Consider the following 17,120-nt stretch of genomic DNA (forward strand, 5'->3'; position numbering starts at 1 on the left):
GCCTGCCGCTGACTGAGCGGCAGGCGCCAGCCGTCAGCCTTCCAGCTGACCGCCCGCGAGGGCGCAGAGGCGGGCGGAGTCGAGGATGCGTACTTCCTTGCCCTCGGCCGCCAGCACACCGCTCTGCTGGAAGCGGGTGAACACCCGCGACACGGTTTCCACCGCCAGGCCGAGGAAGTTGCCGATCTCGTTGCGCGACATGCTCAGGCGGAATTGCTGGGCGGAAAAGCCGCGGGCATGGAAGCGCGCGGAGAGATTGACCAGGAAGGTGGCGATGCGCTCGTCGGCACTCTTCTTCGACAGCAGCACCATCATCTGCTGGTCGTCGCGGATCTCCCGGCTCATCACCCGCAGCAGCTGGCGGCGCAGTTGCGGCAGCTGTTCGGAGAGTTCATCCAGGCGCTCGAAGGGGATCTCGCAGACGGTGGTGGTCTCCAGCGCCCGGGCCGAGACCGGATAGCGCTCGGTGTCCATGCCCGACAGGCCGACCAGTTCGCTGGGCAGGTGGAATCCGGTGATCTGCTCCTCCCCGGCATCGCTCAGGCTGCTGGTGCGCAGGGCGCCGGAGCGCACCGCATAGACCGAGCCGAAGGTATCGCCCTGGCGGAACAGGTGGTCACCCTTGGCCAGCGGCCGGCCTCGCTTGACGATCTGGTCAAGGGCATCCAGGTCTTTCAGATCGAGCGACAGCGGCAGGCACAGCGAGGCGAGGCTGCAATCCTTGCAATGGGCCTGGGCGTTGCGCAGCTTGAGGGGCTCGGTCATGGGGGAAGATCGCTTCTCGTCTGGTTCCAAAAGTCTAACTTTAGCAGTGGTGGCAGGCATGGGTCATATCACCTGGGAAAAGCGCTGCTTGTCATGGTCCGCCAGGTAGCGGTCGAACAGCATGCACAGGGCACGGATCAGCAGGCGGCCCGGCGCCAGCACCTGCACGCCGCGGGCATCGAGACGGATCAGGCCGTCGGCGGCCATGGCTTCCAGGTGCGGCCAGGCATCGGCGAAGTACTGGCGGAAATCCAGTTCGCAGCTGCGCTCGATGGCGGCGAAATCCAGCTGGAAATGGCAGATCAGCTGGGCGATCACCGCGCCGCGGATGCGATCGTCCCGCGAGCGACGCAGGCCGCGGGCCACCGCCAGTTCGCCCTGGCCCAGGCGTGCCTGGTAGCGGGCGAGGTCCGGGGTGTTCTGGCAGAGCACCTCGCCCACCTGGCTGATGGCGGAGACGCCCAGGCCGAGCAGGTCGCAATGGCCGTGGGTGGTGTAGCCCTGGAAGTTGCGCTGCAGGGTGCCGTCTTCCTGGGCGATGGCCAGGTCATCGTCGGGCAGGGCGAAGTGATCCATGCCGATGTAGCGATAACCCGCGGCCAGCAGCTGTTCCACGGTGCGCTGCAGCATCTCCAGCTTGGCCGCGGGGTCCGGCAGCTCGCTGGCTTCGATGCGCCGCTGCGGCGGAAAGCGCTGCGGCAGATGGGCGTAGTTGAACACCGACAGCCGATGCGGCTGCAATTCCAGCACCCGCTCCACGGTGTGGGCGAAGCTGGCCGGGGTCTGCCGCGGCAGCCCGTAGATGAGGTCCAGGTTGATGGAGCGATAGTCGAGGGCGCGAGCGGCCTCCACCAGGGTGCGGGTGTCGTCGAAGGGCTGCAGGCGATTGATCGCCAGCTGCACCTGCAGGTCAAGGTCCTGGACGCCGAAGCTGACGCGGTTGAAGCCCAGCTCGCGCAACAGGCCCATGGTGCTCCAGTCGGCTTCGCGCGGATCGATCTCGATGGAGTAGTCGCCGCGGTCGTCGTCGGCCAGGGTGAAGTGGCGGCGCAGGTCGGCCATCAGCTCGCGCAGCTGCATGGGATTGAGAAAGGTCGGGGTGCCGCCGCCGAGGTGCAGCTGTTCCACCCGCTGCCCGCCATCCAGGTGCCGGCTGGTGAGGATCATCTCCTGGCGCAGGGCGTGGAGGTAGGCGGCGCTGCGGCTGCGGTCCTTGGTGATGACCTTGTTGCAGGCGCAGTAGTAGCAGATGTTGGCGCAGAAGGGCACGTGCAGGTAGAGCGACAGCGGCCGTCCGGCTTGGCGGCTCAGGCGCAGGGCGCCGAGCAGGTCGAAGGGGCCGATGCCGTCGTGGAATTGCACGGCGGTGGGGTAGGAGGTGTAGCGGGGGCCGGCGCGATCGTAGCGGGCGATGAGGTCGGCGTCCCAGGCGAGGGCGGCTGTCATGCCGGGCTCCAGTGGTTTCGAGGCGCCCAGTGTGAGGGGCGGGCTCCTGGCTTTATTGATCCAGATCAATAAAGGCCGGGTTAAGCTCTGGCGTTTTGACGAGGAGTGGCCCATGGCAGACGAGTTGTACCTCGACAGCTTTCGCGAATGCCGACCAGCGGGTGAACCCTTGGCGACCCTGTTGCTGGCTCATGGGGCGGGGGCGGGGATGGACAGCCCCTTCCTGCAGCAACTGGCCGAGGAGCTGGCCCGGCGCGAGATCCGGACCCTGAGATTCGACTTCCCCTACATGGCGCGCGCGCGCGCCGAGGGCAAACGGCGCCCGCCGAATCCGGCCCCCGTCCTGCTGGAGCACTGGCGGGCCATGGTCGCCACCTGGCGCGCGGCAGAAGGCGGACCGCTGTGGCTGGCGGGCAAGTCCATGGGCGGGCGGATGGCCAGTCTGCTGGCCGATGAACTGGACGCGGCGGGCCTCATCTGCCTGGGCTATCCCTTCCATCCGGCGGGCAAGCCCGAACGGCTGCGCACCGACCACCTGGCGACCCTGGCAACACCGACGCTGATCGTCCAGGGCGAGCGGGATGCCCTGGGCTCGCGGGAGGAGGTGGCGGGCTATGCCCTGGCGCCAAGCATCCGGGTGCAGTGGATCGCCACCGCGGATCATGATCTCAAGCCGCTCAAGCGCAGCGGCCTGAGCCATTCCCAGGCGCTGGTGGAGACGGCGGCCTGGGTGGCGGCCTTCGTGGGGACCAGCGGCTAGATGACCCGGAAGCCGCTGGTGCCATCCCGCCGCAACTGCTCGACCAGGCCGAATTCCCAGTCCAGGTAGGCCTGCATGGCCTCGCGCGGGGCGTCGGTGCCCTCGTAGGGGCGTCGGTAGCGATCGCGCCGGGTCGACAGCAGCCGCGTCTCGCCGCCTTCCACCGGCAGGCCGGCGGCCAGCCAGGCCGCGGTGCCGCCCTCCAGCAGCAGGACCGGCCGGTCGGTGGTGGCCTGGACGTCGAGGGCGGCGAAGGCGGCCAGTTGGCCACTGCCACAGGTGAAGACATAGCGCTCGGCGGGTGGCAGCGCTGCCGGCAGATCGGCACGCAGCACCCAGGCGGCGCCCGGGATATGCCTCTGCACATAGTTGGCGCTGGCGGTGACATCCACTACCAGGGTGCCCGGCTCGGCCAGCCATTCCTGCAGCCGCGTCACCGAGATGCGCTCCACCGGCCCCGGCGTGGGCACCGGTGCCTGCCAGGGGCCAGTGGCGCTCAGGGCGCCGGGCGGGATGGCGTCGACCACCGCCACCGTCCAGCCCATCTGCGCCAGCCAGGAGGCGCTCATGTTGGCGCGCACGCCGTCGTCGTCCACCAGCGCCAGGCGGGCGCCACGCACCGGGGCGCTGTGATCGGTCTCCTGGACCAGCTGGCCACCCGGTGTCGAGCGGGCGCCGGGCAGGTGGCCGGCGGCGAATTCCTCGGGGGTGCGCACATCGATCAGGTAGTTCGTCCGCTGCGCCTCGGCGCGCCAGGCCGCCAGTTCGCTGAAGGGCAGGCGGGCGACGCCGGCGCGATCGGCGACCTGGCGGGCGCGGGTCGCGGCGGTCGCCCGGGTCGCCGGACTCACCGCACCGAAGCGGCGTTGCTGGCCATGTTCCAGGGTCTGGCCGGCCAGGGTCCAGCCGATGGTGCCATTGCGCAGGGCGGCCACCGGATTGGGAATGCCGGCGTTGATCAGCGACTGGGCGCCGATCAGGCTGCGGGTGCGACCAGCGCAGTTGACGATGACCCGGGTGCGCGGATCGGGTGCCAGCTCGGCCACCCGCAGCACCAGTTCGGCACCTGGCACGCTGACCCCGCCGGGAATGCTCATGGTCTGGTATTCCTCGAAACGGCGGGCGTCGAGGATCACCAGGTCGGCGTCCTGATCCAGCAGCGTCCGGACCTCCTCGGCGGGCAGCGAAGGGGTATGGCGCCGGGCTTCCACCAGTTCGCCAAAGGCCTTGCTCGGCACGTTGACGTCGATGAAGAGTTCGCCGCCGCTGGCGCGCCAGCCCGCCAGGCCACCTTCGAGCAGGGCCACGTCGGTATAGCCCAGGGCGTGCAGGCGTTCGGCCGCGCGTTCCGCCAGACCCTCGCCATTGTCGTAAAGGGTAATGGCCACGTCGCGCCGCGGCAGCCGCGACCAGGCCTCCAGCTCCAGGCGCGACAACGGCAGATTGGCGGCCCACAACGGATGGCCGGCGGCAAAGGGGTCTTCCTCGCGGACGTCGAGCAGGGCGACCTCGGTGCCGGCGAGCAGGGCCTGGCGGATGTCCTCGGCGGTGCGGATGGCGGTCATGGTGTGGCGGTCTCCTGGGACAGATCCCACAGGTTGGGCAGCTGGCGATTGGTGTAGCCGGAGATGAAGGGCTTTTCCTGGCCATCCGCGGCATAGACGGCGCGGCGCACGGCGCCGATGTTGCCGCCATAGACGTGGATGCTTATGGAGGTGCGGTCGGCATAGGCGTTGCTGACCTGGTGGATGTCACCCACCCGCGGCGAGACCGCTTCCACCTGGCCCGGCTCCAGGCGCACGGGCGCGCCTTCCGGCAGCAGGCGGCCGGCGGGGTCGCGGGCGAAGCCCTGGGCGATCTCGGCGCCGCGCAGCATGCCGATCAGGCCCCAGGTGCGGTGGTCATGCACCGGCGTGGCCTGGCCCGGACCCCAGACGAAACTCACCACCGAGAAGCGCTGGCGGGCATCGGCATGCAGCAGGTACTGGCTGTAGCGCTCGGGGCGGGGCAGGGCGCAGTCCTCGGGCAGCCAGTCGTCATGGCGCACCAGCTCGCCGAGCAGGGCGGCGCCGCGCTGCAGCAGCTGCGCTTCGGCAGGGTGTTCGTCGACCAGGGTGGCGAGGTCATGCAGGAACAGGCGCAGGCGGTCGAGCCTAGGGATCATGGCGAGCTCCACGGAGACGGCGGGTGGACAATGATCGCCATTAAAGCAAGGTCAGGGCCCAGCGCCTTAGATCGATTGGTTCTGTACTGAAAACAAGTTTTCGCATATTTATCTATTTTTGTTATCCAAAATGAGCATATTAGGTTATGCGCAATCGATATTTCTGTCTCGGTGACTCACAACGTTAGGTTCTAAGCAGACCAGGGCAACGCCCGTCGCCCTGGCGCCTCTTCTGCTTTCGGAGCCGCTGCATGACCGCCTTCCAGAACGCCCTCGCCAGCGTCCGCGCCCAGGTATCCGCCGCCGAATGGGAGGCGCGGGTCAAGCTCGCCGCCGCCTATCGCCTGACTGCCCGCGAACGCTGGACCGACCATATCTACACCCACTTCTCACTACGGGTGCCGGGCCCGGAGGCGCACTTCCTGATCAATCCCTTCGGCCAGACCTTCGACGAGATCACCGCCTCTTCGCTGGTAAAGGTGGACCTCGATGGCGAAATCGTCCTCGACCCCACCGGGCTCGGCATCAACCCGGCCGGCTACGTGATCCACAGCGCCATCCACCGTGCCCAGCCGGACCTCCATGCGGTGCTGCACACCCACACGGCCGCGGGCATCGGCGTCTCCGCTCAGCGCGGTGGGCTACTCATGCTTTCCCAGCACGCCATGAGGTTCTTCGGCCGCCTGGCCTATCACGGCTACGAGGGCGTGGCCCTGGATCTGGACGAGCAGAGTCGGCTGGTGGCCGACCTCGGGGCGCACCCGGCGATGATCCTCTGCAACCATGGGTTGCTGACCGTGGGCGCCAGTCTGGAAGAGGCCTTCTGGCACCTCTATTACCTGGAGCGTTCCTGCGCGGCGCAGCTGGCGGCCCAGAGCGGCGGTGCCGAGCTGGTGATCGCCGCGGACGCCGTGGCGCAGAAGGTCAGCGACCTCATCCCCGGCAACCTGGCGCGCGGCGCCCATGTCCGCCACTGGGAGGCGGCGGTACGCCAACTGGAGCGCCACGAGGGCCGGGAGTACGCGCAATGAGGCGCTTGCTTGCCACGCTGGGCCTGGCGCTGCTGCTGGGGCAGGCCCAGGCGGAGCCGGATCTCTCCGGGGTGACCCTGGTGCTGGGCGACCAGGCCCGCGGTCTGCGCGCCATGATGGAAGCCGCCGGTACCCTCGAAGGCGCGCCCTACCGCTACCGCTGGGCCAACTTCCAGGGCGCCGCGCCGCTGTTCGAGGCCCAGCGCGTCGGCGCGGTGGATACCTCCTACGCCGGGGACCTGCCGGTGCTGATGGCCGCGTCCGGCGGCGTGCCGCTCAAGCTGATCGCCACCAATGTCGGCTATCCCCAGGCCAATGGTCTGCTGGTACAGAAGGATTCGCCGATCCGTTCGGTCAAGGACCTCAAGGGGCGTACCGTGGTGGTGTCCTCGGCAAAGGGCAGCATCTCCCAGCATCTGCTGTATGCCGCACTCGAAGAGGCTGGCGTCAGGCGCGACGAGGTAACGGTCAAGTTCGTGCTGCCCACCGATGCCAGCGCTGCCTTCAATGCCGGGCAGATCGACGCCTGGGCCACCTTCGATCCCTATCTCGGCATCGCCGAACAGCACGGCGCTCGGCTGCTGCGCGATGGCCAGGGGCTGACCACCGCCCTGGGCTTTCTCACCGCCACCCCAGCGTCGCTGGAGGACCCGGCCAAGCGCGCCGCCATCGCCGATTTTGCCGGGCGCCTGGCTCAGGCGCGGGCCTGGGCGGTCGCTCATCCGCAGGACTATGCCCGGGTCTACGCCGAGCTGACGCGCCTGCCGGAAGGTGCCGCGGTGGCCATTTCCACCCGCACCTCCCGTGGCCTGCGTCCGGTGCAGGCAGCAGACGTCGCCGCGGTGCAGCAGGTGGCCGATCTCTTCAGCGAACTCCAGGTGCTGCCCAAACCGGTCGACGTCGCCGCCCTGGCCGATGCCAGTGTCTTTACCCAGGAAGCCAAACCATGACCTTCATCCGCCGTACCCTGCTGGCGCTACCGCTGCTGCTCGCCGCCAGCGCGGCCCTGGCCGCCGAGACCCTGACCCTGCGCATCGCCGACCAGAAGGGCAACATGCGCGCCCAGCTGGAGGCGGCCGACGGCCTGCGCGAGCTGCCGGGCTATCGCATCCAGTGGGCGGAATTTCCCGCCGCCGCGCCGCTGGCCGAGGCGCTCAATGCGGGCGCGGTGGATGCCGGCATCATCGGTGATGGCCCGCTGCTGTTCGCCCTGGCCGCCGGCGCGCCGGTCAAGGCCATCGCCGTGGACAAGTCCGATCCCTATGGCACGGCGGTGATCGTGCCGCGCGACTCGCCACTGCGGAGCGCGGCCGATCTCAAGGGCAAGCGCATCGCCACCGGGCGCGGCTCCATCGGCCATTACATCGCGCTCAAGGCGCTGGATTCCGTGGGCCTGACCGCCCGGGACGTGAGCTTTCGCTTCCTTGGTCCGGTGGACGCCAAGATGGCCCTGGCCAATGGCTCGGTGGATGCCTGGGCGACCTGGGAGCCCTATACCGCCCAGGCCGAGCAGGTCGACGGCGCCCGGGTGCTGGTCAGTGGTCGCGGACTCTGGGCGGGCAACAGCTTCCTGGCCGCCACCGATACGGCCCTGGCCGATCCGGCCCGGCGCGCGGCGCTGCAGGACTACCTCGATCGTCTGGCCGCTGCCCAGCGCTGGGGCTACGCCCACCTCGACAGCTATGCCAAGACCCTGGCGCAGATCATCGGCTTTCCCGAGGCGGTGGCCCGGCTGCAATTCGAGCGCCGCCAGCTGCACTGGGAACCCATTGACCGCCAGGTGGTGGCCGACCAGCAGGCGGCGGCGGATTTCTACCACCACAGCGGCTTGATACCGCAGCGCCTGGATGCGCAGGGGACCTTCGCCGAAGGGTTCCGGGTGGCCAAGCCGGACGCGCTGCGGCAGGCGGCGCGGGAGTAGGGCGGGATGCAGGGTGGTGTTGGGCTTCGCTTCGCTCAGCGCCAACCTACGTACGGCGGGGCGCCCCCTCTCCCTCTGGGAGAGGACTCGGGTGAGGGAAAGCCCACACGCCACTCGACCTATCCATATAACCCATCCTTATTTCAAAAACGCTGAACATCTTGATTAGGCTATAAGCCAATTCCATGGATGAGCGCACCCCGATGCCCCCACGTCTCCGCTTCACCCGTCGTCCCCTGGCCCTGGGGCTCGCGGCCAGCCTGCTCACCGGACTGGTCACCGCACCCCAGGCGGCTCAGGCCGAGGGCACCCTGCGCATCTCCGAACAATTCGGTGTGTCCTATGTGATCCTGCACGTGCTGCGTGACCAGCAACTGATCGAAAAGCACGGCAAGCAAGAGGGCGTCGACATCAAGGTCGACTGGATAAAGCTGTCCGGCGGCGCGGCCGTCAACGAGGCGGTGCTGTCGGGTGCGGTGGACGTCGGCTCCGCCGGGCTCGGGCCGCTGTTCACGCTCTGGGACCGCACCCATGGTCGGCAGAACGTCAAGGCCGTGGCCAGCCTGGGGGCCTTTCCCAATTACCTGGTCACCAACAATCCGCAGGTGAAGACCCTGGCCGACTTCACCGCCAAGGACCGCATCGCCGTGCCGGCGGTCAACGTCTCGGTGCAGTCGCGCTTCCTGCAGTACGCCGCCGCCCAGGCCTTTGGCGAGAAGAACTGGAATCGCCTGGATCCCCTGACCGTGGCGGTGCCGCATCCGGATGCCACCGCGGCGGTGATCTCCGGCGGTACCGAGATCAACAGCCACTTCGCCAATCCGCCGTTCCAGGAACAGGAACTGGCCAGCGGCAAGGTGCACAGGGTGCTCAGTTCCTATGACGTGCTCGGTGGGGCCGTCTCGCCCAATCTGGTGTTCGTCACCGAGAAATTCCGCCGGGACAATCCCAAGACCTACAAGGCCTTCCGTGAGGCCCTGGTCGAAGCCGGGCAGATCATCGAGAAGGACAAGGCCGCCGCCGCCCGTACCTACGTGAAAGTCGAAAATTCCCGCCTCGATCCGGCCCTGATCCAGCGGATCATCGAAAGCCCCGAGGTCAACTTCGACACGGCGCCGCAGAACACCCTGAAGCTGGCGGAGTTCATGTATCGCATCGGGGCCATCCGCAACCAGCCCAGCGGCTGGCAGGACTATTTCTTCGTCGACGCGCCCGATCAGAAGGGCAGCTGATCCCTTTTCCCTTACGGGTTCCACCGGACCACCGGACGAGCCCTCGACATCTCGAGGTCTCCCATGGCTATTCCTCCGTTTTTCCTGCGCCTCGGGCTGCTCCTGGCGAGCACGACCCTGGTGCTGTCCGTCCAGGCCGCCGAGCCGCAGAAGATTCGCCTCGGCATCAACGACAGTCCGCAGAATGGCGCCCTGGAGCGCGCCGCCGAGGTGGCGCGGGAAAGGGGCGTAGCGGTGGAAATCGTCGCCTTCAGCGACTGGAACACGCCGAATCTGGCACTCGCCCACGGTGACATCGACGTCAACTACTTCCAGCATCAACCCTTCCTGGAAAACGCCAACGCCCAGAACGGCTACGGCCTGGTGCCCATCGCCTATGGCGTGGAAAACAAGGTCGGCCTCTATTCCAAACGCGTGAAAAGCTTTGCCGAGGTGCCGGACGGCGCCACCGTGGCGGTGGCCGACGATCCGGTCAACCAGGGCCGCGGGCTGCACCTCTATGCCCGCGCCGGCCTGATCCAGCTCAAGCCGGACACCGGGCCCAAGGCCAGCCTGCAGGACATCGTCGCCAATCCCCGCCAGCTGAAATTCATCGAACTGCCCGGTCCGCAACTGGCGCGGGTACTGGACGACGTGACCCTGGCGCAGAGCTATCCCTCGCATATCCTCGCGGCCGGCACCACGGACCCCAACAGTGCGCTGCTGTTCAGCGACGACGAGGCCAGCGGCCACCTCTATGCCCTGAGGTTCGTGACCAGGCCGGACAAGGCCGATGACCCGGCGATCCGCACCTTCATCCAGGTGTTCCAGAACGATCCGCGGGTGCGCGAGGCCATCGCCCAGGCCTATGGTAATCCGCAGCTCTACAGCCTGGCCTGGCTGAACCGGCAGGAGGCCGCCCGATGAACACTGCCCTGCGTAAACCCGCCGCGGCGGCGCAGCCGCCCCTCGAACCCCAAGCCGCCTCCGCGCGCGAGCATCTGCGCCTGAGCGGGGTGCAGAAGATCTATACCGGCGGCGCGCTGCCGGTGACCGCGCTGGCCGACATCGACCTCAGCATCGCCCGTGGCGAGATCTTCGGCATCATCGGTCGCAGTGGCGCCGGCAAGTCCAGCCTGATTCGCACCCTCAATCGCCTGGAAGACGTCAGCGCCGGCCAGGTACTGGTCGACGGCGTCGATCTCGGTACCCTGAAGAGCGACCGGCTGGTGGCGCTGCGGCGGCGCATCGGCATGATCTTCCAGCACTTCAATCTGCTGGCCTCGCAGACGGTGCTGGAGAACCTGGCACTGCCGCTCAAGGCCGCCGGTTTTCGTCGCGACGAGATCGAAGCCCGGGCTCGGGAATTGCTCGAGCTGGTCGGGCTGCAGGGCAAGGAGAAGGTCTATCCCTCGCGGCTGTCCGGTGGGCAGAAGCAGCGGGTGGGCATCGCTCGCGCGCTGATGCTCAAGCCCGAATTGCTGCTCTGCGACGAGGCCACCTCGGCGCTGGATCCGGAGACCACCCAGTCGATCCTGGCCTTGTTGCAGGACATCAATCGCCGCCTGGGGCTGACTATCGTGCTCATCACTCATGAGATGGCGGTGATTCGCCAGATCTGCGATCGGGTGGTGGTCCTGGAGCATGGCCGCATCGTCGAACAGGGCCCGGTGTGGCAGCTGTTCGGCGCGCCCCAGGCAGAAGCCACCCGGGCGCTGCTGGCCCCCCTGGCGGCCCAGCTGCCGGCGGATCTGGCCAGGCGGCTCGCTGCCACCCGGCAACCGGGTGCCCGGGCCGTGCTGAAGCTCAGCTACGACGGCCAGGGTGCGAAGCCTGACTTCCAGGCGCTGGGCCAGGCCCTCGGCGCACCGGTCGAGCTGCTGCATGGCGGTATCGACCGCATCCAGGGCCATGCGCTGGGTCGCCTGCTGGTGGCGACCGCGGCGCCGGAGCGACGGCTGGCCAGCTTCCTGACCCAGACCGGGCTGTTCGCCCGGGCGGAGGTGCTGGGCTATGTCTGACTTCATGCTCAAGGCGCTGTGGAAGGCCTTTCTCGATACCCTGACCATGGTCAGCGTGTCGGCGGCCATCGTTTGGTTCGCCGGCATCGCCTTGGCGGTGGTGCTGGTCACCACCGGGCGCGGCGCCATCTTCGCCGCCCCCACCCTCAACCGGGTGCTGGGTACTCTGATCAACGCCTTTCGCGCCACGCCCTTCATCATCCTGCTGGTGGCCCTGATCCCGCTGACGCGGCTGATCACCGGGACCACCATCGGCGTCTGGGCGGCGGTGGTGCCCATCACCCTCAGCGCCACGCCGTTCTTCGCCCGCATCGCCGAGGTCAGCCTGCGCGAGGTCGGCGGTGGGGTGATAGAAGCGGCACAGGCGCTGGGCTGCGAACGGCGGCACATCGTCTTCAATGTGCTCCTGCCGGAGGCGCTGCCCGGCATCATCGGCGGCTTCACCGTGACCCTGGTGGCCATGATCGGCGCCTCGGCCATGGCCGGCGCCATAGGCGCAGGGGGGCTCGGCGACCTGGCGATCCGCTATGGCTATCAGCGCTACGACACCCAGGTGATGGCCGTGGTGATCGCCATCCTGGTGGTGCTGGTGTGCGGCATCCAGTTCCTCGGCGACCGCTACGTGCGGCACCTGCGGGCGCGCTAGTGTGGTGTTTCAGACGTTCGCGCAAGAGTTGGCGAGTGATTTTTTGGTCCTGGCTAGGCGCCGCGACGAGTCATAGCAGGGCTATGGCGAGAAGTGGCAACGCCGCCGGGGCCTAAAAAGCGCCGCCAAAATTGTGCAGATAACGTCTGAAACACCACACTAGCTCAGGCGCTCCAGATAGGCCGGCAATTCCGGGTCGGGCAGCACCGAGAGCACCTTGAGGCGCTGCAGGGTGCGGTCGCGACCGCGCAGGAGGTGATTGCGCAACTGGCTGGCGGCCGAGTCGGGACTGCCCACCAGCAGGGATTCCAGCACCAGGCGATGCTCCACCAGCACCGCCTCGTCCAGCGGCGTGCCGAGCGACTGGTGGAAGATGCGCGAGACGTTCAGCGGACTCTGGCTGTGGGCGATCAGCTGGGCCAGCTTGCGATTGCGCAGGCCGGCCAGGCAGCGCCCATGCAGATCCGCCTCGATGCGCTCCACCGCGGTCCAGGAGGTGGGGGCAGGGTGGGCGGCCAGCTGCTCCAGTCGTTCGAGCATCGCCAGCAACTCGCCGCGCGCCAGCCCCGGCGCCGTCTGCAACAGCGCCTCGGGTTCCAGCAGGGCGCGGATCTCGTAGTCGTCGCGGATGGCCTGGGCGGTGAGCGGACCGGCCAGCCACTGGCCATAGGGTTCCTTTTCCACCAGGCCGCGATCGCGCAGGCGCATCAGGGCTTCACGCACCACGGCGCGACTGACGCCCAGGTGGTCGGCCGCCCGCTGCTCGTCCAGGCGGAAATGGCCGAAGAGCAGGGCGTGGCTGACACAGGCGGCGATCTCGTCGCCTACGCGCTCGCCCAGGGAGCGCGTATCGATCAGTTCGTCACCGCTGTCCAGCCCGAGCAACTGGCGGGTCAGCGGCTGGCGCTGCGGCTCGCCCGCAGTGCCGGCCGGATCGATCAGATAACCACGCCCTTCGAAGCGGCGGATCAGGCCTTCCTCCTGCAACAGCGTCAGCGCCTGGCGCACCGGTACCCGACTGGTGCCGAACAGCTGTGCCAGCGGCGCCTCGACCAGGACCAGCCCCGGCACCGCGCGACCGCCCAGGATGGCTTCGCGCAGCGCATTGCGGATCATCGCGTAGCGCGCGGCGGTACGACTATCATCGAGGGGGGCGGGGACTGCTGCCGACATCGGGGGCCTTCCGGAAACGAGATAAGAATTGTGGCACAGGCCTGCGGCCTTTCGCGCGTTACCGCCGGGGGGCAGGTGCACGCACGGTAACGGGGCAGGCGTTACGGTTCTGCACAAAGATGGATCTATTTAATTTAAGTACATTTTATTGGTCCCTGGTGAAGAAAGGATCGAGCGACCTCTAAGCGCTGGCTTTGCGATTAAGTAGCAGCCTTTTTCTCAAGCTGGCACAAAGCCTGCTCTATCAAACGTACCAAATTATAAAATGTACGTTTAAGGAGCAGCCATGGATTCTGCCCACGCCCTGTCCCTGGATGCGGTCGGTCTCGGCGAGGCCTATGCCGCCGGTACCCTCGATCCGGTCGCGGTCTTCGAGGCGGCGCTGGCTCGCGCCCAGGCATCCTCGGCCGTATTCATCAGCCTTACCGCCGTGCGTGGACGCGCCGAAGCCCTGGCCGCGCGCGAGCGCTGGAAGACCGGGCAGCCGCGCTCGCCGCTGGATGGCGTGCCGCTGGCCTGGAAGGATCTGTTCGACCTGCAGGGCGAGGTCACCACCTGCGGCGCCGAGCTGCGCCGTCTGGCGCCACCGGCCGCCAACGACGCCGAGCTGGTGCAGCGCCTGAGCCAGGCCGGACTGGTCAGCCTGGGCAAGGTCAATCTCAGCGAATTTGCCTATTCCGGGGTGGGATCGAATCCCCATTTCGGCACGCCTGCCAATCCTCGGATGCAGGGTGAGGTACGCATACCCGGCGGCTCCTCTTCGGGGTCGGCGGTGGCTGTCGCCGCCGGCATCGTGCCCCTGGCCCTCGGTACCGATACCGCCGGTTCGGTGCGCCTGCCGGCCGCGCTCAATGGGCTGGTGGGTTATCGCCCCAGCCTGGGGCGCTATCCGGCGACCGGCATCTTTCCGTTGGCCGCCTCCTATGACGTGCCGGGTCCGCTGGCGCGCAGCCTGCGCGATGTGCAGTGCCTGGATCGCCTGCTGACAGGCGCTGCCGCCCGACCGCTGCCGGCGCTGCCGGCGCTGCGCGTGGTGCTGGACCTGAGCGTGCTGGACGACGCCCGGGTGGAGCCGGCGGTGCGAGCCAATCTGCTGGCCGCCGCCGAGCGGTTGACCCGCGCCGGGGTGCGCGTGGAGCGCCGCGCCCGCACGGTCTTTGCCGAGGCTCTGGAATTTATCGCCGCAGAAGGTTGGCCAGGGGCCCTGGAAGCCTTCGCCCTGCACCGCGAGGTGCTCGACGGTCCCGCGGCCGCTCGCCTGGACCCACGGGTACGGCAGCGCCTGGAGCGGGCACGGGCCTTGCCCGATGGCCACCTGGCCGTTCTGCATGAACGCCGCGATCAGCTGCGGGAGCGTTTTGCCGCCGAATTCGCCGAGGCGCTGCTGCTGGTGCCGACGGTGAGCCGCGTGGCACCGCTGCTGGCTCCTCTGGAAGCCGACACAGACCTCTTCGCGGCCACCAATCTGGAGCTGCTGCGCCTGACCATGGCCGGCAGCCTGCTCGGCGCGCCGGGTGTCTCGCTACCCAGCGGCCGCGATGCCCAGGGCCTGGCCACCGGCCTGTTGCTGGTGGCCCCCGCCGCCGCGGACGAGCGCCTGCTCGATGCCGCCACGGCCGTGGAAGCCCTGGTCAGCGCCTGATTTCAAGTGGCGGTGGCGGGGGCCCGGCTCCGTCATCGACCTGGGTTTCTTCCGGGGACTGGAGAGTGCAACGATGGCCAAAGAAATCTTCGTTTCCATCGGCGTCGACGTCGACGCGGTGGCGGGCTGGCTCGGTTCCTACGGCGGCGAGGATTCGCCCGATGACATCTCCCGCGGCCTGTTCGCCGGCGAGGTGGGGTCGCCCCGGCTGCTCAAGCTGTTCGAGCGCTACGGCCTCAAGACCACCTGGTTCATTCCGGGCCATTCGGTGGAGACCTTTCCCGAGCAGATGCAGGCGGTGGCCACGGCAGGCCACGAGATCGGCATCCATGGGTACAGCCACGAGAATCCCATCGCCATGACCCCCGAGCAGGAGGAGGCGGTGCTGGACCGGTCCATCGAGCTGATTACCGCGCTGGCCGGCAAGCGCCCCACCGGTTATGTCGCGCCCTGGTGGGAATTCAGCCGGGTGACCAACGAGCTGCTGCTGAAGAAGGGCATCAAGTACGACCACAGCCTGATGCACAACGACTTCTCTCCCTACTACGTGAGGGTCGGCGACAACTGGACCAAGATCGACTACAGCCAGCAGCCCGAGAGCTGGATGAAGCCGCTGGTGCGCGGCCAGGAAACCGATCTGGTGGAGATCCCGGCCAACTGGTACCTCGACGACCTGCCGCCGATGATGTTCATCAAGAAGGCGCCCAACAGCCACGGCTTCGTCAATCCGCGCCACCTGGAAGAGATGTGGCGCGACCAGTTCGACTGGGTCTATCGCGAGATGGACTACGCCGTCTTCCCCATCACCATCCACCCCGATGTCTCGGGGCGGCCGCAGGTGCTGCTGATGCTCGAACGCCTGATCGAGCATATCCAGGGTCACGCCGGGGTGCGCTTCGCCACCATGGACGAGATCGCCGACGACTTCCTGCGGCGCCAGCCGCGCCAGCGCTAAGCGCCCAGCCCACAGGTACAGGATCATGACCCTCCCTGCCGCCCCTTCGCTCCACCCGGAAACCGCCACGGCTGCCTGGAAACCGCAGCCGCTGTCTTCCGGCGATGTCCGCTACGCCACCTGGATCGCCTTCTTCGCCTGGGTGTTCGCCGTCTACGATTTCATCCTCTTCGGCACCCTGCTGCCGGTGATGGGTGGGCACTTCAACTGGAGCGAAGCCGAGCAGGCCGAACTCGCCACCTGGGTAGCCCTGGGTGGAGCCATCATCGCCTTCGCCATCGGCCCGCTGGTGGACCGGATCGGTCGCCGCGGCGGCATCATCGTCACCATCGGCGGCACGGCCGTGTGCTCGGCGCTGACCGCGCTGTGCGCCGGCATGGGCAAGGTGCCGCTGGTGCTGGTGCGTTCGGTGGCCGGCCTGGGCTATGCGGAGGAGGGGGTCAACGCCACCTACCTGACCGAGGTCTATGCGGCCTCCGACGATCCGCGCCTGATCCGCCGCCGGGGCTTCATCTACAGCCTGGTGCAGAGTGGCTGGCCGATCGGTGCGCTGATCGCCGCCGGGCTCACCGCCTTGCTGCTGCCGCACATCGGCTGGCAGGGCTGCTTCGTGTTCGCCGCCGTGCCGGCCTTCGTCATCGCGGTGCTGGCGCGCAAGCTCAAGGAAAGCCCGCAATTCCAGGTGCACGCCCGCATCCAGCGCCTGCGCCGCGAAGGCCAGGAGCAGGACGCCCGCAGCCTGGCCCGTGAATACGGCGTGGACTACGAAGAGCACGCCAAGGCCGGCGTGGCCATGGCCTTCAAGGGCCAGGCCCTGCGCCCGACCCTGGTATTGAGCCTGGCCATCCTGCTCAACTGGTCGGCGATCCAGGTGTTCAGCGTGCTGGGGACCTCGGTGATCGTCAGCGTGCACAAGCTCAGCTTCGAGAACTCGCTGTGGATCCTGGTGCTGTCCAACGCCGTCGGCTTCATCGGCTACCTGTTCCATGGCTGGCTGGGCGATCGCATCGGTCGGCGCAACACCGTGGCCCTCGGCTGGATGTGCGGCGGCGTGGCCTTCTTCGCCATGCTGCAGGCGCCCAGCCAGCTGGTACCGGTGGTGGCGCTCTACAGCCTGGGGCTGTTCTTTCTTACCGGCCCCTATTCGGCCATGTTGTTCTTCATGGGCGAAAGCTTTCCCACCAGCATCCGTGCCACCGGTGGCGCCATCGTCCACGCCATGGGACCGATCGGCGCCATCCTCGCCGGCCTCGGCATCACCAGCGTGCTCGGCAGCGGTGGCCAGTGGCACAGCGCCGCGCTGTGGTTCGGGGCGCTGCCGTGCTTTCTCTCCGGGTTGGTGATGTGGACCGCGCGCCACGTCGAACCCACCAGCCTCAAATGAC

At 68.0% G+C, this 17,120-nt stretch carries 16 protein-coding genes; 11 read left to right on the top strand and 5 right to left on the bottom strand.

Annotation, left to right across the window (positions count from 1 at the left end):
• Positions 1–33: 33 nt before the first annotated feature.
• Together fnr and hemN are read right to left on the bottom strand one after the other, a co-directional pair.
• Entirely contained in the window at positions 34–765 is a 732-nt protein-coding gene (gene fnr / locus OMP44_RS07325) for a fumarate/nitrate reduction transcriptional regulator Fnr (protein WP_007162251.1), read from the bottom strand.
• A 63-nt stretch (positions 766–828) separates the two neighbouring features.
• Entirely contained in the window at positions 829–2,211 is a 1,383-nt protein-coding gene (gene hemN / locus OMP44_RS07330; protein ID WP_280307174.1) for an oxygen-independent coproporphyrinogen III oxidase, read from the bottom strand.
• A gap of 112 nt (positions 2,212–2,323) precedes the next feature.
• Between hemN and OMP44_RS07335 the strand changes: the two genes are divergently transcribed.
• Positions 2,324–2,971: an alpha/beta family hydrolase gene (locus OMP44_RS07335; protein ID WP_280307175.1), complete on the top strand. Its 648-nt coding sequence runs from the start codon at positions 2,324–2,326 to the stop codon at positions 2,969–2,971.
• On the opposite strand, the gene OMP44_RS07340 is transcribed toward OMP44_RS07335, so the two are convergent.
• Positions 2,968–4,536: a rhodanese-related sulfurtransferase gene (locus OMP44_RS07340; RefSeq protein WP_280307176.1), complete on the bottom strand. Its 1,569-nt coding sequence runs from the start codon at positions 4,534–4,536 to the stop codon at positions 2,968–2,970. The genes OMP44_RS07335 and OMP44_RS07340 overlap by 4 nt on opposite strands.
• Positions 4,533–5,135: a cysteine dioxygenase family protein gene (locus OMP44_RS07345; protein WP_273861682.1), complete on the bottom strand. Its 603-nt coding sequence runs from the start codon at positions 5,133–5,135 to the stop codon at positions 4,533–4,535. Before OMP44_RS07345 ends, OMP44_RS07340 begins: the two co-directional genes overlap by 4 nt.
• Positions 5,136–5,386: 251 nt before the next feature.
• Here OMP44_RS07345 and OMP44_RS07350 point away from each other — a divergent pair, with 251 nt between their 5' ends.
• The 7 genes from OMP44_RS07350 to OMP44_RS07380 all read left to right on the top strand — a co-directional run bounded on the left by OMP44_RS07350 (position 5,387) and on the right by OMP44_RS07380 (position 11,965).
• On the top strand, positions 5,387–6,166 hold the full coding sequence (locus OMP44_RS07350; RefSeq protein WP_280307177.1) for a class II aldolase/adducin family protein: 780 nt from the start codon (positions 5,387–5,389) through the stop codon (positions 6,164–6,166).
• Positions 6,163–7,116: an ABC transporter substrate-binding protein gene (locus OMP44_RS07355; RefSeq protein ID WP_280307178.1), complete on the top strand. Its 954-nt coding sequence runs from the start codon at positions 6,163–6,165 to the stop codon at positions 7,114–7,116. Before OMP44_RS07350 ends, OMP44_RS07355 begins: the two co-directional genes overlap by 4 nt.
• A 5-nt stretch (positions 7,117–7,121) precedes the next feature.
• Positions 7,122–8,087, top strand: a complete 966-nt coding sequence (locus tag OMP44_RS07360; protein ID WP_280307268.1) for an ABC transporter substrate-binding protein — start codon at positions 7,122–7,124, stop codon at positions 8,085–8,087.
• Positions 8,088–8,290: 203 nt separating this feature from the next.
• Positions 8,291–9,319 (top strand): ABC transporter substrate-binding protein, encoded by a 1,029-nt coding sequence (locus OMP44_RS07365; RefSeq protein WP_280307180.1) that lies wholly within the window; start codon positions 8,291–8,293, stop codon positions 9,317–9,319.
• A 63-nt stretch (positions 9,320–9,382) separates the two neighbouring features.
• On the top strand, positions 9,383–10,225 hold the full coding sequence (locus OMP44_RS07370; protein ID WP_280307182.1) for a MetQ/NlpA family ABC transporter substrate-binding protein: 843 nt from the start codon (positions 9,383–9,385) through the stop codon (positions 10,223–10,225).
• Entirely contained in the window at positions 10,222–11,319 is a 1,098-nt protein-coding gene (locus OMP44_RS07375; RefSeq protein WP_280307183.1) for a methionine ABC transporter ATP-binding protein, read from the top strand. Before OMP44_RS07370 ends, OMP44_RS07375 begins: the two co-directional genes overlap by 4 nt.
• Positions 11,312–11,965, top strand: a complete 654-nt coding sequence (locus OMP44_RS07380) for a methionine ABC transporter permease (protein WP_273861687.1) — start codon at positions 11,312–11,314, stop codon at positions 11,963–11,965. Before OMP44_RS07375 ends, OMP44_RS07380 begins: the two co-directional genes overlap by 8 nt.
• 159 nt (positions 11,966–12,124) lie before the next feature.
• On the opposite strand, the gene OMP44_RS07385 is transcribed toward OMP44_RS07380, so the two are convergent.
• On the bottom strand, positions 12,125–13,138 hold the full coding sequence (locus tag OMP44_RS07385) for a GntR family transcriptional regulator (RefSeq protein ID WP_280307185.1): 1,014 nt from the start codon (positions 13,136–13,138) through the stop codon (positions 12,125–12,127).
• A gap of 286 nt (positions 13,139–13,424) precedes the next feature.
• Here OMP44_RS07385 and OMP44_RS07390 point away from each other — a divergent pair, with 286 nt between their 5' ends.
• From OMP44_RS07390 to OMP44_RS07400, 3 genes are all read left to right on the top strand, one after another.
• Entirely contained in the window at positions 13,425–14,780 is a 1,356-nt protein-coding gene (locus OMP44_RS07390; protein ID WP_280307186.1) for an amidase, read from the top strand.
• 73 nt (positions 14,781–14,853) lie between these two features.
• Positions 14,854–15,735 (top strand): polysaccharide deacetylase family protein, encoded by an 882-nt coding sequence (locus OMP44_RS07395; RefSeq protein ID WP_280307187.1) that lies wholly within the window; start codon positions 14,854–14,856, stop codon positions 15,733–15,735.
• A 25-nt stretch (positions 15,736–15,760) separates the two neighbouring features.
• On the top strand, positions 15,761–17,119 hold the full coding sequence (locus OMP44_RS07400; RefSeq protein WP_133859269.1) for an MFS transporter: 1,359 nt from the start codon (positions 15,761–15,763) through the stop codon (positions 17,117–17,119).
• Position 17,120 lies beyond the last annotated feature (1 nt).

The sequence above is a fragment of the Pseudomonas flavocrustae genome (genome assembly GCF_029872515.1).
Taxonomy (GTDB): Bacteria; Pseudomonadota; Gammaproteobacteria; order Pseudomonadales; family Pseudomonadaceae; genus Chryseomonas; species Chryseomonas aestiva.

Coding starts and splice junctions, on each gene's coding strand:
- OMP44_RS07400 (WP_133859269.1), top strand. CDS start 15,761: ATGACCCTCCCTGCCGCCCCTTCGCTCCACCCGGAAACCGCCACGGCT.
- OMP44_RS07335 (WP_280307175.1), top strand. CDS start 2,324: ATGGCAGACGAGTTGTACCTCGACAGCTTTCGCGAATGCCGACCAGCG.
- OMP44_RS07340 (WP_280307176.1), bottom strand. CDS start 4,536: ATGACCGCCATCCGCACCGCCGAGGACATCCGCCAGGCCCTGCTCGCC.
- OMP44_RS07385 (WP_280307185.1), bottom strand. CDS start 13,138: ATGTCGGCAGCAGTCCCCGCCCCCCTCGATGATAGTCGTACCGCCGCG.
- OMP44_RS07370 (WP_280307182.1), top strand. CDS start 9,383: ATGGCTATTCCTCCGTTTTTCCTGCGCCTCGGGCTGCTCCTGGCGAGC.
- OMP44_RS07350 (WP_280307177.1), top strand. CDS start 5,387: ATGACCGCCTTCCAGAACGCCCTCGCCAGCGTCCGCGCCCAGGTATCC.
- OMP44_RS07395 (WP_280307187.1), top strand. CDS start 14,854: ATGGCCAAAGAAATCTTCGTTTCCATCGGCGTCGACGTCGACGCGGTG.
- OMP44_RS07365 (WP_280307180.1), top strand. CDS start 8,291: ATGCCCCCACGTCTCCGCTTCACCCGTCGTCCCCTGGCCCTGGGGCTC.
- OMP44_RS07345 (WP_273861682.1), bottom strand. CDS start 5,135: ATGATCCCTAGGCTCGACCGCCTGCGCCTGTTCCTGCATGACCTCGCC.
- hemN (WP_280307174.1), bottom strand. CDS start 2,211: ATGACAGCCGCCCTCGCCTGGGACGCCGACCTCATCGCCCGCTACGAT.
- OMP44_RS07380 (WP_273861687.1), top strand. CDS start 11,312: ATGTCTGACTTCATGCTCAAGGCGCTGTGGAAGGCCTTTCTCGATACC.
- OMP44_RS07375 (WP_280307183.1), top strand. CDS start 10,222: ATGAACACTGCCCTGCGTAAACCCGCCGCGGCGGCGCAGCCGCCCCTC.
- OMP44_RS07390 (WP_280307186.1), top strand. CDS start 13,425: ATGGATTCTGCCCACGCCCTGTCCCTGGATGCGGTCGGTCTCGGCGAG.
- fnr (WP_007162251.1), bottom strand. CDS start 765: ATGACCGAGCCCCTCAAGCTGCGCAACGCCCAGGCCCATTGCAAGGAT.
- OMP44_RS07355 (WP_280307178.1), top strand. CDS start 6,163: ATGAGGCGCTTGCTTGCCACGCTGGGCCTGGCGCTGCTGCTGGGGCAG.